Origin of the sequence: Plantactinospora endophytica (genome assembly GCF_016862915.1) — a bacterium.
In the GTDB taxonomy this organism is placed as follows: Bacteria; Actinomycetota; Actinomycetes; order Mycobacteriales; family Micromonosporaceae; genus Plantactinospora; species Plantactinospora endophytica.
The window spans coordinates 435,245-450,101 of record NZ_BONW01000028.1; the positions used below are offsets into that span (position 1 = coordinate 435,245).

Consider the following 14,857-nt stretch of genomic DNA (forward strand, 5'->3'; position numbering starts at 1 on the left):
GGGCCGATGGCGGCTCCGGATCGCGGTGGAATCCGCTAATAGTCGGCTTTCGTTGCCGCAATCCGCTGCGTGATGCGACAGGACAGGGCACGGGCAGGCTCTTGGGCTGCTCCTCGATGGCGTCAGCGCGACGAGGAGCAGTTCTGGACCAGTGCGAGGCGAAAGGGTGATCGAGGCGGTTGGCCCGGCCTTGGTCGCCAAGTCTTCCCAATGTCAATCACCGGGGTCAATGGGGTGAGTGGCATGCGGCGGTGTGCTTGTTTGTTCACATCGTGAAACATCTTCATTGATCTTCTGCAACAAAACTTGATCCTGTCGGCTGTGGGGGAAGTGCCAGGTGGAGCGGGCCGCGCCGTCGTCGACTGGGCGTGTCGATCTTAGGTGTGGGCGGGCGGCCCCTCCTTGACAGCGGTGGGGGCTGGTTAGACGATGGCGAAAGTCGACGGACATCTAATCAGCTCTGCGGCCACCCCTTCGGCTGCGCCATTTTCCGACGGCATTCGGATACCCCGATCTCGCACGGCCATCATCGCCAGGAGGTATCGGCATGGCCTTCCACGCCCCGACGGTCCAAGACGATCTTCGTCTGTTCACCGAGGCCGGTCTACTCGCTGCACAAGAGGCCGAGCAGGTTCTCGAGGTAATCAGCGACGCTTTCCCATTCGCCGAGGCGATGGACAACGCCGAGTCCATTCACGTACACGTGAACGCCGACGACGTGGCGAGCCTGCCGGTGGGAGCGCGGCTGACGGACGCATGCCAGGAGACCTCGAACTCCGCCCAGGAGCGGAAGTTCTCCTTCCCGAGCGGCCTCAACGTCATCTTCGCCTCCGAGCCGACCGCCCAGGACGAGTTCATCCCCGGCGCAGCCCCGCAGGCGAAGCCCTACGTCGACCACCTGGGTGTGGACCTGCGCGAGGAGAACACGGCGACGCAGCGGATCTTCGACGCGATCCCGGACGCCGCGACCCGGGCCGGGTGGCGGCACGTGTACCAGGCCGGACCGGTGCGCTGCTGCCACACGATGATGGGCCCCAAGCACTGGGTCTACCCGCCGGAAGGGGCCGAGGGATCCCGCCGGCCGATCGAGTTCGCGTTCGGGGACCTGCACTCGTCTGACGAGTACCTCGGCTGCGACTACCGACCGATCGACCCGGCGCACCCGCTGGCCGCCAGGGCGGGCGAGCTGGTTCCGGACTGTGCACCGTCGGCGGCGCCGGCCGTGACCGCCGTCGCGGGCCGCCCGGCGGTGTCGACCCCGGCGAAGATCTACGTCTTCGAGGAGTGCTCCTGCAACACCACGCCCTCACAGCCGCTCCTCGACGCGTTGCAGGAACGGTACTCCTCAGCCGACGTCAAGGCGTTCGACATGGCCAAGCCGACCGGGATCGTCCCCCTGCCGCCGGCGTTGTTCCTGGCCTTGGAGGCCGAGGGTTCGCGGTGCCTGCCCGCGCTGGTGGTCGACGGGAAGGTGCGGACCCAGGGCTGGCTGCCCACGCCGGCCGCCGCCGTGGCCCTCGTCGACGACCCCGACCAGGCATCTGCACCACTGCGGCGCCCGGCGAACGCCGCCGACGCCTGCTGCACCACCGACGCCTGCTGCTGACCACGCTCGCCCACCGATCCCACTGCGGCGGCCTTCCGTAGCCGTCACGTTCGCCGTCCGTACCCGGTTCGGCGCCGCACGGCACCACTGATGACAGGAGCAGCCATGAAGATCGACGTATTCGTCAGCAGCGACGACGACCAGGTCGCCGCCCAGCGGATCCTGGACGCCGTACCGAACGTGCCCGACACCGTGACACTCGTCGCCACGAACCTCTACGGCTCGACCCTCGACGGGGTTCCGGCGGTCGTCCTGCAGGTGATGCGGATCAAGCGGTCCGGCACCATGCCGCTGACCGTCGTCGACGACAAGCCCGTGCTCTCCGGCGAGTTGCCGACCGTCGAGCAGCTCACCGACTACATCACCAACGGCGTCGAGGCCGCCGCCGGCCTCGTCGACCGCGCCGACTCGGCGGTCGAGTTCGCCACCGCCAGCCGGATGCACATCAGCATGTTCGTCAACAGCCTCGCGGAGAGCGTCAAGTTCTACGAGGTGTTCTTCGGCCAGCCCCCGACGAAGCACCTCGACGACTACGCCAAGTTCGAGGTCGCCGAGCCGCCCCTGGTGATCTCGTTCAACCCGGACCGCAAACCCACCTCCGGCGGCGCCGTCAACCACCTCGGCGTGCAGGTCAAGAGCACCGACATCGTCATGGCGATGAAGGAGCGGTTCGCCGCCGCCGGATTCCTCACCGACGAGGAGGTCGCCACCCCCTGCTGCTACGCCGTGCAGACCAAGGTGTGGGTCGGCGACCCCGACGGCAACCGGTGGGAGGTCTACGTCGTCACCGAGGCCGACGCCGACGAGGGCTGCGGACCGGACTGCGCCTGCTACGCCGAGATCGCCCCGAACAGGGTGAGCAGCGACGTGTCGTCGAAGATGCCGGTCTCGGCGTGAACCGGGCCACAGAAGCGGGGAACTGCCGATGACCAGCACCACGCCGCACAGCGCGGACGCGATCCAGGAGACGATCCGGCAACGGTACGGCGGCCGTGCCGCCGCACAGGTGAACCTTGGCGTCACCGCCGCCGCCTCCTGCTGCGGCACCGACTCCAGTTGCTGCGGAGACACCCCGACCGTCGGCGTCAACGAGTTCTCCGCCGACATCTACGCCCTCGACGAGATGGACGAGGTGCCACTACGCGCGGCGCTGGCCCGGCTCGGCTGCGCGAACCCGACCGCCGTCGCGGCGCTGCGCCCCGGCGACGTCGTACTCGACCTCGGCTCCGGCGGCGGCCTCGACGCGATCCTCGCCGCCCGGCGGGTCGGCGCGGCCGGCCAGGTCTACGGCATCGACATGACCGACGAGATGCTCGGACTCGCCTGGCAGAACGCCGCCGACGCCGGAATCGGCAACGTGTCGTTCCTCAAGGGCGACATCGCGAACCTGCCACTGCCGGACGCCAGCGTCGACGTGGTCATCTCCAACTGCGTGATCAACCTCGCGGTCGACAAGCGGCAGGTCGTCGCCGAGACGTGGCGGGTGCTGCGACCTGGCGGCCGGCTCGCCGTCGCCGATGTCGTGATCCAGGGCGGACTGCCGGCCGGATCCGCGTTCGCCGAGGCGCTGCGCGCCGACCTGTACGCCTGGGGCAGCTGCGTCGGCGGCGCACTCAGCGACGACGAGTACCTGGCGCTGCTGCGCGAGCAGGGCTTCACCGACGCGCGGATCGACATCCTGCGGCAACACGACGCCACCGAACTGTTCCCGAGCGGACTGCCGGAGTACGCCGCCCTGGAACCCGCGCACGTCGTCGAGGCGATCCTGGCCCGCTTCGCCAGCGCGATCGTCCGCGCCGAAAGGTCCTGACCACGCCCGCAACCGGGGGAGAAGTCGATGAGTACCAGATTCGTTGTGCTGAGCGGGTTCCTCGGCGCGGGCAAGACGACGACGATGACCGCAGCGGCGGACCAACTGCGTACCGCAGGTCAACGCGTCGCCGTGGTCACCAACGACCAGGGCGTCGACCTGGTCGACACCGCTTTCGCCGCCAAGGGGTCCGGCAACGTCGGCGAGGTCACCGGCGGCTGCTTCTGCTGCCGGTTCGAGGACCTGCTCACCGTCATGTCACAGCTGATCCGCCGTACCAGCCCGGACGTCATCATCGCCGAGTCCGTCGGTAGCTGCACCGACCTCACCGCCACCGTCGTGCGTCCCCTGACCGCGCTGTACGGCGACGAGTTCGTCACCGCCCCGATGACGACCGTCGTCGACCCGATCCGGTACCTGCGCCTGCTGCCCGACCTCGACCGGGGCGAGCACGGCACCGACATCGCCTACCTGTACCGCAAGCAGCTCGAGGACGCCGCCGTGATCGCGGTCAACAAGACCGACCTACTGGCACCCGACGAGATCCACACCGTCGTCGAGTCGCTCACCCACCGGTTCCCGCACGCCGAGGTCGTCACCTACTCGGCCGCCACCGGGCAGCTCACCCCGCTGCTCGACACCTGGACCCGCCAGCACACCGCCGACGACGCCGACCTCGACATCGACTACCAGCGGTACGGGACGGCCGAGGCCCGGCTCGCCTGGCTCGACCGGACCCTCGATCTGCAGGCCGCGCACCGCCCGTTCGATCCGACCGCGTGGATCCGGACGTTCCTGGCGGCGATGGCCCGTGGTAGCCGCGAGGAAGGTCACCTCGTCGGTCACGTCAAACTGATGTTCCAGGACGCGACCTCCGGCGCAATGACGAAAGCGAGCCTCATCGACAGCGGCCAACCCTGTGCCGTCGACCTCGCCGGTACCCCGACCAGCAGCGGCGGGCGGGCGGTCCTCAACGCCCGCGTCGCCTGCGAACCGGAACAGCTCGAACGGCTCGCCGACACGGCGGCGCAGGAGGCGGACCAGGACCAGGGCGTACGGTCCCGGCCGGCCAGCCAACGCTCGTTCAAGCCGGGTCAGCCACGCCCGACGCACCGCATGCTCGTCGGCAACGCCACCGGCCAGTAGCACCCTCCTGGCCCTCCACCGTCGTATCGGCCGTCACGGGCCGGGAAAAGGTCGGGTAGCACCGTGAGCATCGATCGTGCCGTCCAGCAGAGATACAGCGCCGCCTCCGAGGTGGCCGAACCGGGCCTGTGCTGCCCGGTCGACTACGACCCCCAATATCTCAAGGTCATCCCCGCCGACGTGCTGGAGAAGGACTACGGGTGCGGGGATCCGGTCAGCTACCTACAACCCGGAGAGCGAGCCCTGGACCTCGGCAGCGGCGCCGGCAAGGTCTGTTTCATCGCCGCGCAGATCGTCGGCCCCTCCGGTACGGTCATCGGCGTCGACCTCAACGACGACATGCTGGCCGTGGCCAGGCGCGCGCAACCCGAGGTGACCCGGCGCCTCGGCTACGGCAACGTCTCCTTCGCCAAGGCTCGGATCGAGGACCTCGCGCTCGACCTCGAGTTCCTCGACCGTCACCTGGACCGGCACCCGGTCCGCTGCCACGACGACCTCGTACGTCTCGACGAGCTGGCCGACCGGCTGCGCCGCGACTCGCCGCTCATTCCCGACGGCAGCGTAGACGTCGTCATCTCCAACTGCGTCCTCAACCTGGTGGCGCCGCAACGTAAGCAGGACATGTTCGCCGAGATCGCCCGCGTGCTGCGGCCGGGCGGCCGGGCGGTGATCAGCGACATCGTCAGCGATATCGACGTGCCGACCGCCATGCAGGCCGACCCGCACCTCTGGTCGGGCTGCTACAGCGGCGCCCTGCAGGAGGAGCGGTTCCTCGACGGATTCACCCGCGCCGGCCTGACCGGCCTGACCATCCTCAAGCGCGAGGCCCGTCCCTGGGAAACCGTCGGCGACGTCGAGTTCCGCAGCGTCACCGTCGCCGCCTACAAACCACCGACCCGCGAGGACACGCCGACGCGGCACGCGGTCGTGTACCGGGGACCCTTCGCCGCAGTCACCATCGACACCGGCCTGCAGATGATCCGGGGCCGGGTCGTACCGATCAGTCCAGACGATCTCCGGGCAATCCTCGCCGGCCCGTACGTGGAACACACCTACATCCTCGAGGCCGAACTCGCCGACCCCGAGCCGCAGCAGCCGTCCAGCACACTACCGTTCGGCCTGTCCGCACTGTCGGTGCGGGCCAGTACGCCTGGGCGGATCCGTTACCGGCCGTCGACCGAATCGGCGGCCTGCGTCCAACCAAGCGGAACGTGCGGCTGCTGACGCATGCCGGCAGCACCGAGGTGCACGTGTGGTCCTTGGTGGACGCAGAACCCCAGCTGAAGGTGATCTTCGAAAGGACGACCTTCATCCGGGGTCCCGCGTCTCTGCCGCGCCACACCGATGCGGTGCGGCGCCGCACTTCCAACGGTCAGCTACCCAGTGTCACCCGCCCCTACCCGGGACGGTTCAGTGGGCGACCTGACCGTAGGTGTATCCGTCGCTGGTGAACTCCACGAAGAACGTCGTGTTGTCCCGCACGTCGGTGGCGATGACCCGCCAGGTGCCGAGAGAACCTGGCACGTTGATGTCGAACGTCTTCCAGCCGTTGCACCAGCCGCCACCGGAGGAGGGCCGGAAACAGACGCGCGCCGACATGACGGAGCCACTGATGTGGGTCACCTTCAGGTTGATATCGGCGCATCGCGTCGAACTGCGGTAATAGGGGCGCGCGCCCCACCAGTCGTACGTGTCATCAACATCCGGTATGTACAAGGTGTCGCCGTCGTCGCCCACCCCGGCGTCCCAGTTGTACGCTCCTCCGTAGCAGCTGGTCGCGGCGCTCGCGGCGGTGGCGGGAACGAAGATGAGCGTGGCTGCACCGAGGACGACGAGCACGATCGCGGTCTTTGCGATCCTTCCCAACATGACGATTCCTCCCTCGAAAGGCGTTGCTTGTTACGCCAGAGAGTCGGTCCGCCGACCGGGGGAGGCTACGTGTTTCGGGCACCGTCGAATATTCGGGCTACGCGTGTACCTTTGTCGTACCTACGGCTTGGCGATTTCGGGGGGATGGCCATGCTCAGGATCTATTTCACCAGTGACGACATCGCCCGCACCCGTGTCGCGTCGGGGCCAGATCCGCTGTGGGAGTTGGTGCTGGCGCTACAGATGCTCCGGCCCCAGCGCGGCGATCTGTTGTTCACGAGCTGGCGGCAGGAGGCCACCGCGGCGCTGCGCCGCGCCGCCCTGGGCCCACCCCTGCGGCTCCTGCTCACGCTCACGCCGAACGTCGGCTACTTTCCCGACTTCCTCAACCCGGTCGAGGCGGCCCACGGGCTCGCGTACGGCCTGGAGGCGATCCGTCGTACGCCGAAGCACCTGCTGACCAGGGACGTACGCCGGCTGGCCCGCTCCCGGCCGCTGCCACCTCCCGTCCACGAGGTGGCGGCCGGGAGCCCGCAGATGCTCGTGGAGCTGACCGACACGATGCGCGCGTGCCACGAGATGATGGTGGAGCCGTACCGACGTCAGGTGGAGACGGCGGTCGACCGGGACCGTACGGTCCGCGTCAACGCCTTCCTCCGCGGGGGCGTCGAGGGCCTGCTGCAGAGCCTCTGGCCGTTCGCCCTGTGGTCTGCTGGCGAGCTACGGGTGCCGACCCACCGCCACCAGGAGATCCACCTGGGCGGCCGAGGGCTGCTGCTGATTCCGTCGTACTTCTGCGTCAGCGGACCGCTGACCTTGCTCGACCCCGCGCTGCCGCCGGTGCTCAGCTATCCCGTCGAGCGTCACCCGGACGTCCTGCCGAGGCGGCAGCCCTTCAGACCTGAGGCTCTCAGCGCGCTCGTCGGCAACACCCGCGCCGCCGTCCTGGAGGCCATCGGCGCGAACCCCCGGACCACCGAGGAACTCGCCCGCCGGGTCGGCATCTCGCCCGGCTCCGCGAGCGAGCACGCTGGCGTCCTTCGCCGCGCCGGGCTGGTTCTCAGCCACCGCGACCGCCATCGGATGCAGCATCACCTCACCCCGTTGGGCCGTGCCCTGTTCGAGCACGGCACCGGCGGACCGTCCGCGACGTCGAAACATCCTCCTCCGGCAGCCACGCCGCCCGATCAGCGGAGCCGTGCCAGCCCGTGATCGGGTCCGTCGAGCTTGGCCGACAACCGCCGGCCGACGCAGCACGGTCGAGGATCGACGTGGCGTCGGTTCAACTGCCGATCGGTCCGCACGCCTCGATCCGGGTGGCCTTACAGGCGTCCCAGATGACCTGGTAGTAGGAGTGCTCGACCGGGAGATAGCCGTAGTCACGGTTGGAACTGACCAGGCAGGCGTCGCCCTTGCACCAGCCGCGCCCCTCCAGGTACTCGGAATTGATCTTCAAGGTGGCGGCGCGGATCTTGGTTCGTAGGTCGTCGGGCAGCGCGGACCGGGTGACCACGGGGGAGTGCGGTGCCCGGACCTGCCAGATCGACTTGAGTTCCCCCTCGGCGACGTCACCGGTCCGGATCGCGTTCTCCAGTTGAGCGTCCGCGACCAGCCCGATCTCGCAGTCGCCTCGCTTGACCGCACGCGGGATGGTGTTGCCGGCGGGGACGACGAGCCGCTTGAAGTCCTTGTCGGGGGCCAGGTTGGCCTTGGAGAACTCGAACAGCGGCAGCAGGGTGGAGGTCGAGGCGGGGTCGGGGAAGCAGACGGTCCTGCCCCGGAAGTCGTCCAGTGACGACAGCGTGCCCGACGCCTTGGTCACTCCGAGGACCACGTAGCCGGGCTGGTCGCCCTTGCGGTGCTGGAGCAGTCCGGTCGGCTCGATCTTCGCCCCGTTCTGCACGGCGAGGGCGTAGGAGAACGCGCCGAGTTGCGCCATGTCGACGGTCCCGGCGATGAGGGCCTCGATGACTCCCGCGTAGTCGGCGGCCTGGAACGTCTCCACCTTGACGCCGACCTCCTCGGACAGGGCCTTGATGAACAGCCCGTAGTGGTCCTGGAAGGTGCTCGCCTCACCGGCGGGTACGGCCGCGAACACGATCTTGTCGGGCCAGCCGGTCTGCGATTGACCCGACTCGTCATCGCCGCCGCCGCAGCCGCTGGTGGCGGTTACCAGCAGGACCGCCATCGCGGCCGTCACGATCCGACAAATTCGTGTCATCACTGCTCCTCACACAAGGCATGGTCAATCGGTCTGCGATCGCGCCGAGATCGCGGTGACGCGGCGCCTGGATAGGTCGGTCGTGCGGTGACCTATTGGATGAGCTGTTGCGGGGTCGGGGACAGTGCGGCGAGGCCGTGGTCGTCCGGCTCGTCGGGCTGTGGGGTCTCGGGTGCGACGGGCACACCGTCGCGTTGGTAGACCTGCATCAGCTGCGGTCTGGTCAGGTCCCCGGTCGGCCGGTCCAGTACGGTGCGGCCCGCGCGCAGGCCGATGACCCGGTGCGCCCAGCCGAGCGCCATGTCGACCTGGTGGAGGCTGCAGATGACGGTGAGGTGTTCCTCGACGCAGATGCGGCGCAGGACGTCCATCACCTGGCCGGACGACTCCGGGTCGAGGGAGGCGACGGGTTCGTCGGCAAGTAGCAGCTGCGGTTGCTGCATGAGACTTCGCGCGATCGCGACCCGCTGCTGTTCGCCGCCGGAGAGGGTGTCGGCGCGTTGGAACGCCTTGTGGCCGAGGCCGACGCGGTCGAGGTGGTCGAGCGCGGTCTGGCGCAGGGTCTTGGAGTAGGTCGACACGCCGAGGCGGGGACCACGCAGCCGGCCGAGCGCGCCCGACAGGACGTTCTCCATGCAGCTGAGCCGGCCGACGAGGTTGAACTGCTGGAAGATGAAGCCGACCTGGCAGCGCAGGTGCCGGATCGCGCGGGCGCGGGCGTGCACGACGTCGACGCCGAGTACCTCGACCGCGCCGTCGCTGGGCGTGTGCAGTCCGTTGAGCAACCTGAGCAGGGTCGACTTACCCGACCCGGACAGTCCGATGACGGCGAGGAACTGGCCACGAGGCAGGTCGAAGGACACGTCGTCGAGTGCGGTGTGGTCGCCGAATCGTTTGGTGAGGTGCGCGACCCGGACGACAGGCACCGCCGTGCCGTCCGGTTGCGCGGCTGTCGGCCGGGTCACAGGATCCTCTTCCTGATCATGTCGGAGAAGCGTTCGACGACGAAGACGGTGACGAAGATGACGATGAGTACCGCGGCGGTGGTGTGGAACTGCAGCGTGTGCACGGACTGGTAGGTGATGAAGCCGATCCCGCCGGCACCGACGATCCCGACGATCGTCGACGAGCGGATGGTGCTGTCGAGGGTGAACAGCGTGGTGGCCACGAACGACGGCGCGACCTGCGGTACGACGCCGGTGGTCGCTTGTTGGACGCGGGTCGCGCCGACCGACCGGAGTGCGGCCCGGGGCCCTGGGTCGAGGTGCTCGATCGCGTCGGCCATCAGTTTCGCGGTAAGCCCGATCGACCCGAGGCCGAGCGCGATCACGCCGGCGAACGGTCCGAGACCGAACGCGGAGACGAAGATCAGCGCGAGAACCAGTGGTGGCAGCCCTCGGGACAGGACGATGACCAGCCGGGCCGCGTGGTAGACGACCGGGTGCGGGGCGACGGGGCGGGCGGCGAGGAACGCGATCGGCAGGCTCAGCGCGGTCGCCAGCGCGGTGGCGCAGACGGCGATGGTGAGTGTCTCGACGATTGCCGGTCCCAGGTCGTCGCGGACGGAGGCGAAGTCCGGCGGCAGGAATGTCCCGATGCTGGCGACGAGTTCGGGGATGGCCCGGAGCAGAGCGCCTGGGCTGATGCCGAGACCGGCGAAGCTGACCAGGGCCAGCCCGGCGGCCGACAGGACGGCGATCTGCCGGGTCAGCCGGGCCCGGGTCCACGGGGGACTGAGCCGGGGACGCCCGGTCGCTGGCGGTCGGTCGCGGGCTGGCCGGCGGGAGCGACGTCGTTCCCGGGCGGAGTGCTCGTGGGCGAGGATGCTGGCCCGGATCGCGGCGGAGATCCGTTCGACGATCACGACCAGGGCGATGATGATCAGTGCGAGGCCGAGGCCGCGCTGGTACTGGAGGGTGCGCAGGGTGTTGTAGAGCTCGAAGCCGATCCCGCCGGCGCCGACGAAGCCGAGCACGGCGGAGGCGGCGACGTTCATGTCCAGCCGGTACAGGGTGGTGGACACGAACGACGGCAGCACCTGGGGGACGACGCCGGTCATGATCGCCTGGAGGCGGGTCGCACCGACGGTCGCCACGGCGTGGTGGACGTCGTCGTCGACCTCCTCGATGGCGTCGGCGAACAGTTTGCCGATCATGCCGGTGGAGTAGATGGCGACGGCGAGTACGCCGGGCAGCACGCCGACACCGAGGACCCGGACGAAGATCAGGGCATATACGAGATCGGGGATCGACCGGGCGCCGAGGATGATCGCCCGGGCGACGGCCCGTACGGCGGGGGACGGGGCCGTGTTGGCGGCGGCGAGGAACGACAGCGGCAGGGACAGCAGCAGCGCGAGGGCGGTCCCGGCGACCGCCATCATCAGCGTGTCGAGGATCGGGCCGACGACGCGGGACGGCTGCGGCATCTCGACCGGCAGCATTCGGCCGAGCAGGTTGCCCAGGTCCGCCCAGCCGTCGATCAGACGCTGCGGGTCGACACCCACCTGACGGGTGCTGACCACGATCGCGAGTACGGCTCCGGCAGCAGCGGCGAGGCCCACGATCCGGTTGCGGGTCCACGGCGGTCGTAGCGCACGTTTGTCGGTCGCCGCGCCTGCCGGTGTCGGCTCGGCTTGGGCGGTGGTGGCGAGGTCGGGGCGTTCGGCGCTGTTCGTCGGTGTGGTCATCGAACAGGTTCGCCTAGCTGCCGATCGGGCCGCAGGCATCGATCCGGGTGGCCTCGCACGCGTCCCAGATGACCTGGTAATAGGTGCCGTCGATCGGGATGAAGCCATAGTCGCCGCTGGCGCTGATCAGACAGGCGTCCCCGGTGCAGAAGCCCTGCTGCTCGAGGTATTCGGCGTTGATCCGGTTGGTCGCTTCTCGGACCTTGTTCCGCAGGTCCTGCGGAAGTTCGGTCCGGGTCGCCAGCGGGGATCCCGGGGCCCGGACCTCCCAGACGACCTTGAGGTCGTTCTGCTTGACGTCACCCTGGCGGATCGCGGACTCGAGTTGGGCCTGTGAGGCGAGGCCGACCTGACAGTCGCCGCGCTTGACGGTGCGGGGGATGGTGGCGCCGGCCGGCACGGTCAGCCGTTTGAAGTCCTTGTCGACGGTCATGCCCGCCTTGTGGAACTCGAACAGCGGAATGAGGGTGGTGGTGGAGGCCGGGTCGGGGAAGCAGACGGTCTTGCCGCGGAAGTCGGCGAAACCCTTGATGGCGCTCGAGGTCGGCACCATGCCGTAGATGACGTAGCCGGCCTGGTCACCCTTGGCATGGATACGGACACCAGACGGTTCGATCTTCGCCCCGTTCTGCACCGCGAGGGCGTACGAGAACGCGCCGAGCTGTGCGACGTCAACGGTTCCGGCGATCATCCCCTCGATGACGCCGGCGTAGTCCGCGGCCTGGAACGTCTCGATCTTGATGCCGACGTCCCGGGACAGCGCCTTGACGAAGGGCCCGTAGTCGTCGTCGAAGGTGCGGGCCTCACCGCTCGGCGTCGCCGCGAAGACGATCTTGTCGGGCCAGTCGTTCGCGTTCGTGCCGTTGGCCGGCTCCTCGGAGTCTCCGCCGCAGCCGGCAGTGGCGAGCGCTATCGCGGTCATGACGGCCAGCAGTCGCAGTTTCCTGGTGCGCGGTGTCGTCACTGTGGAACCCCCTGTGTCGTGGCGACGCCGGGCCGTGGCCGGGCAGCGCGCTGCTCTGGTCGATCAATGCGATGGTGCGCCGGGCCACGGCGACGGCCGATCCGATCCTGGACCGCAGGTGCCGACCCGATCGGACCCAGCGATCGGGTGGTGCCTCCCCGGCGCGGCGGGCGCCTGGTCCGCGATCTACTGGAAGACGCCGGGCGCTGGCGCGATGGTTTCCTCGGTCGTGATCCGGACGGCTTCGGCCCTCGTCGGCGCCCGCTGGGTGACGACCGGATAGCCGTCGACCACCGTCAACGGCAGCGGGCAGGACTCCTTGAGTCGCCACAGGGCCACGACGACGTCCGGGAACTCGTCCGGACGGTCGTTGGACAGCACGCGGATCTGAAGCCGGTCCTGCGGTGGCTCGTCGAGTTCGTCGAAGACCGCCCGGGCCGCCCGCGCCTCGTCGTCGGACTTGACGTAGACGACGATGCCCTTCATGTCGTCGCCGAGACTGGCGCGGCGACTCTCCTCCCACGGCAGCGCCATCGTCGCCATCGGATGGGCGGGGTCGATGGGCCGGTGATCGCAGCCCAGGTACTGCTCGTCGATGAGCAGTTGGCCGTAGGCGAACTCGGTCGGTCGCAGCCAGTCGTCGGCCCCACCCGGCCCGTACACCCAGTACTTCTCGGCCACCTGCGTGTGCGCCCCGTAGACAGGTCGTCCGGGTCCGCCCTGCCGGACGCTGCGCCACTGGGCGTGTGCGGCGATCGTGGGTATCTCGTCGAAGCTGCGCCGGGTCCGGGTGTCCTCAGTGCGCATGTCGACCCCGAAGTGGTCGACGAAGGGCCTCGGTAGGGTGGCCGCGCCCTTGATCAGGTCGTCCTGGGCGATGGGGAACGACGAGAAGATGACGTTCAGATCACCAGGCAGTCGGTACTTGACGTAGCCGGGGGCCTTCCACCGTTCCAACTGTCCCCGGGTGCGCAGTTCCTGATGCGGCAGGTCGGACAGGTCGTCGAGCTTGACGTGGATGTGGACGGACTCGGCGCTGGACACGGCACCGGTGAACTCGAAGTCGTCGCCGACGAGCATCAGCAACTGCTCGGGTTCACGGCGGGAGAGGAGTTGACGGCGTACGAGGTACTCCAACTCCGGTTCGAGAACCGCCTGGTCGAAAGGCATGGCCCGACCTCCCCGTCTCCATCGCCCACAACACACTGACGATCACCACCTTCATCAAAAGTTACTGATGTTAATGGCGTCTGCGATGCTATCGGTGGGCGTGAGGCCGGGCAAGGGGCCGTCAATCGACGGTCTGCTCCGTCGGCTGCCGCGCGGTGCGGATGTGAAGGTCCGACCTGGCGGAAGCCGATTCACCGCCCGGTTTTGTTCTGACATATCGGTCGGTCGACGGCATGAATCTCGGCAGTCGTTCCGCGACACCGACGCGCCTGGGCCGACAGTCACGCATCCGACATGATTGCGCCTACCTCATGCGATGCTGGGCCTCCCCAGGGTCGTGATCGGTGGCCAAGGTGGCGACATGGCACCCCCTGGGCCATCGCTCACACACCGCTATAGCTACCTCGAGCTCGAACGGCGCGAAAGCCCGATTCGGCATTGACTACCTGAAATCAATGTGCAGTCAGGCGGGCGTCGGGTTCAACGAAAGCTCGGTCGACGAGGACGTGCTCGTGGTCGACGGCACCGTCGAGTTCGACGACGCGCTGTGCGTGTGCAGGTCAAATGCACCGGCAAGTTCCGCATCCGAGGCGCCTCGACCGTCAGTTGGCCGGCGGAGACCCGGTGATGGCGCAAATGGCCCCGCTCGCAGGTTCCGGTGTATTTCGTCCTGCTGGTCGTCGACCCCGAACCCGATGACGGCACCGACTGCCACCGCGGTGACGCCACCGGTGATGGGCAGCAGCGATGCCGCCGCGGTCCGCACTGCGAAGACGACGGCGACGACGACGGGCGTGCGGAGGTGCCGTTGCAGCCCGGTGACGACGATCCGGCCGGCTACCGACAGGACACCGAGCAGCCCGGCCATCGTGGCGGCGACGCCGGCGGATGGCCCCAGGAGACGAGGGCGGCGACAAGGTGCACGGTCAGGGCGCTGATCGCGGCCGTGTGCGCGGTGAACCCGGCGGCGAGGAGCCAGAAGCCGCGGTCGGCGAGGACCGCCCGAACGACCGGCCGGAACCGGTCGACTGCCTGCGGACTGCCGTCCGGGCCGACGGTCGGCGGCGCGGGCCGGCGGACGAGGGCAGCGTGCATCGGCACGGTCGCCGCCTGCACGGCGGCCAGCACCAGCAGAGCGGCCCGCCACCCGTGCTGACCGACGAGCCAGCCGGTCAGCGGCATGAAGGTCGTGCTGGCGAACCCCGCGACGACGGTGATGGCGAGCAGGGTGACCGCGAGAGCGGCGATCATGCCTGTGCCCTGCCGTCGGCGGCGCTGGTCCCCGCCGGCCACTGCGGCGGCGGGGACCAGCGGACGAGTGCCGCTCAACCGCAACAGCCGCCCCCGGAACCACCGACGGCGACCAGATTCAGCCCACTATGCGC

General features: G+C 68.9%; 14 protein-coding genes. 6 read left to right on the plus strand and 8 right to left on the minus strand.

The window, feature by feature from the left end; genetic code table 11:
- Positions 1–547: 547 nt before the first annotated feature.
- The 5 genes from Pen02_RS27790 (at position 548) to Pen02_RS27810 (ending at position 5,786) form a co-directional block, all read left to right on the plus strand.
- Positions 548–1,606 (plus strand): arsenic metallochaperone ArsD family protein, encoded by a 1,059-nt coding sequence (locus tag Pen02_RS27790; RefSeq protein ID WP_203869055.1) that lies wholly within the window; start codon positions 548–550, stop codon positions 1,604–1,606.
- A gap of 105 nt (positions 1,607–1,711) precedes the next feature.
- Complete coding sequence (locus tag Pen02_RS27795) at positions 1,712–2,503, plus strand: ArsI/CadI family heavy metal resistance metalloenzyme (protein ID WP_203869056.1); 792 nt, start codon at positions 1,712–1,714, stop codon at positions 2,501–2,503.
- 28 nt (positions 2,504–2,531) lie between these two features.
- Complete coding sequence (arsM, locus tag Pen02_RS27800) at positions 2,532–3,416, plus strand: arsenite methyltransferase (protein WP_203869057.1); 885 nt, start codon at positions 2,532–2,534, stop codon at positions 3,414–3,416.
- A 27-nt stretch (positions 3,417–3,443) separates the two neighbouring features.
- On the plus strand, positions 3,444–4,562 hold the full coding sequence (locus tag Pen02_RS27805) for a GTP-binding protein (protein WP_203869058.1): 1,119 nt from the start codon (positions 3,444–3,446) through the stop codon (positions 4,560–4,562).
- A 63-nt stretch (positions 4,563–4,625) separates the two neighbouring features.
- Positions 4,626–5,786, plus strand: coding sequence for a methyltransferase domain-containing protein (locus Pen02_RS27810; RefSeq protein ID WP_203869059.1), 1,161 nt, complete (start codon positions 4,626–4,628; stop codon positions 5,784–5,786).
- 186 nt (positions 5,787–5,972) lie between these two features.
- Here the strand turns inward: Pen02_RS27810 and Pen02_RS27815 are convergent, their stop codons facing one another.
- Entirely contained in the window at positions 5,973–6,431 is a 459-nt protein-coding gene (locus Pen02_RS27815; protein ID WP_203869060.1) for a hypothetical protein, read from the minus strand.
- Positions 6,432–6,581: 150 nt separating this feature from the next.
- Between Pen02_RS27815 and Pen02_RS27820 the strand changes: the two genes are divergently transcribed.
- Positions 6,582–7,643 carry a winged helix-turn-helix domain-containing protein gene (locus Pen02_RS27820; protein ID WP_203869061.1) on the plus strand — a complete coding sequence of 354 codons (1,062 nt, stop codon included), beginning with the start codon at positions 6,582–6,584 and terminating at the stop codon, positions 7,641–7,643.
- A gap of 70 nt (positions 7,644–7,713) precedes the next feature.
- Here Pen02_RS27820 and phnD (Pen02_RS27825) read toward each other — a convergent pair whose 3' ends face one another.
- The 7 genes from phnD (Pen02_RS27825) to Pen02_RS27855 all read right to left on the minus strand — a co-directional run bounded on the left by phnD (Pen02_RS27825) (position 7,714) and on the right by Pen02_RS27855 (position 14,801).
- Positions 7,714–8,652 carry a phosphate/phosphite/phosphonate ABC transporter substrate-binding protein gene (gene phnD, locus Pen02_RS27825; RefSeq protein WP_203869062.1) on the minus strand — a complete coding sequence of 313 codons (939 nt, stop codon included), beginning with the start codon at positions 8,650–8,652 and terminating at the stop codon, positions 7,714–7,716.
- Between the two features lie 92 nt (positions 8,653–8,744).
- Positions 8,745–9,617, minus strand: a complete 873-nt coding sequence (gene phnC, locus Pen02_RS27830) for a phosphonate ABC transporter ATP-binding protein (protein WP_203869063.1) — start codon at positions 9,615–9,617, stop codon at positions 8,745–8,747.
- A complete protein-coding gene (gene phnE / locus Pen02_RS27835; protein WP_203869064.1) occupies positions 9,614–11,338 on the minus strand; it encodes a phosphonate ABC transporter, permease protein PhnE in 1,725 nt (574 codons plus the stop codon). Before phnE ends, phnC begins: the two co-directional genes overlap by 4 nt.
- Before the next feature lie 13 nt (positions 11,339–11,351).
- Positions 11,352–12,302 carry a phosphate/phosphite/phosphonate ABC transporter substrate-binding protein gene (gene phnD, locus Pen02_RS27840; protein ID WP_203869065.1) on the minus strand — a complete coding sequence of 317 codons (951 nt, stop codon included), beginning with the start codon at positions 12,300–12,302 and terminating at the stop codon, positions 11,352–11,354.
- A gap of 186 nt (positions 12,303–12,488) precedes the next feature.
- The gene (locus Pen02_RS27845) at positions 12,489–13,472 is read right to left on the minus strand and encodes a hypothetical protein (protein WP_203869066.1); all 984 of its coding nucleotides are present in this window, start codon (positions 13,470–13,472) and stop codon (positions 12,489–12,491) included.
- A 463-nt stretch (positions 13,473–13,935) separates the two neighbouring features.
- Positions 13,936–14,340, minus strand: a complete 405-nt coding sequence (locus tag Pen02_RS27850; protein WP_203869067.1) for a hypothetical protein — start codon at positions 14,338–14,340, stop codon at positions 13,936–13,938.
- The gene (locus tag Pen02_RS27855; protein WP_203869068.1) at positions 14,310–14,801 is read right to left on the minus strand and encodes an MFS transporter; all 492 of its coding nucleotides are present in this window, start codon (positions 14,799–14,801) and stop codon (positions 14,310–14,312) included. The genes Pen02_RS27850 and Pen02_RS27855 overlap by 31 nt, the downstream gene beginning before the upstream one ends.
- Positions 14,802–14,857 lie beyond the last annotated feature (56 nt).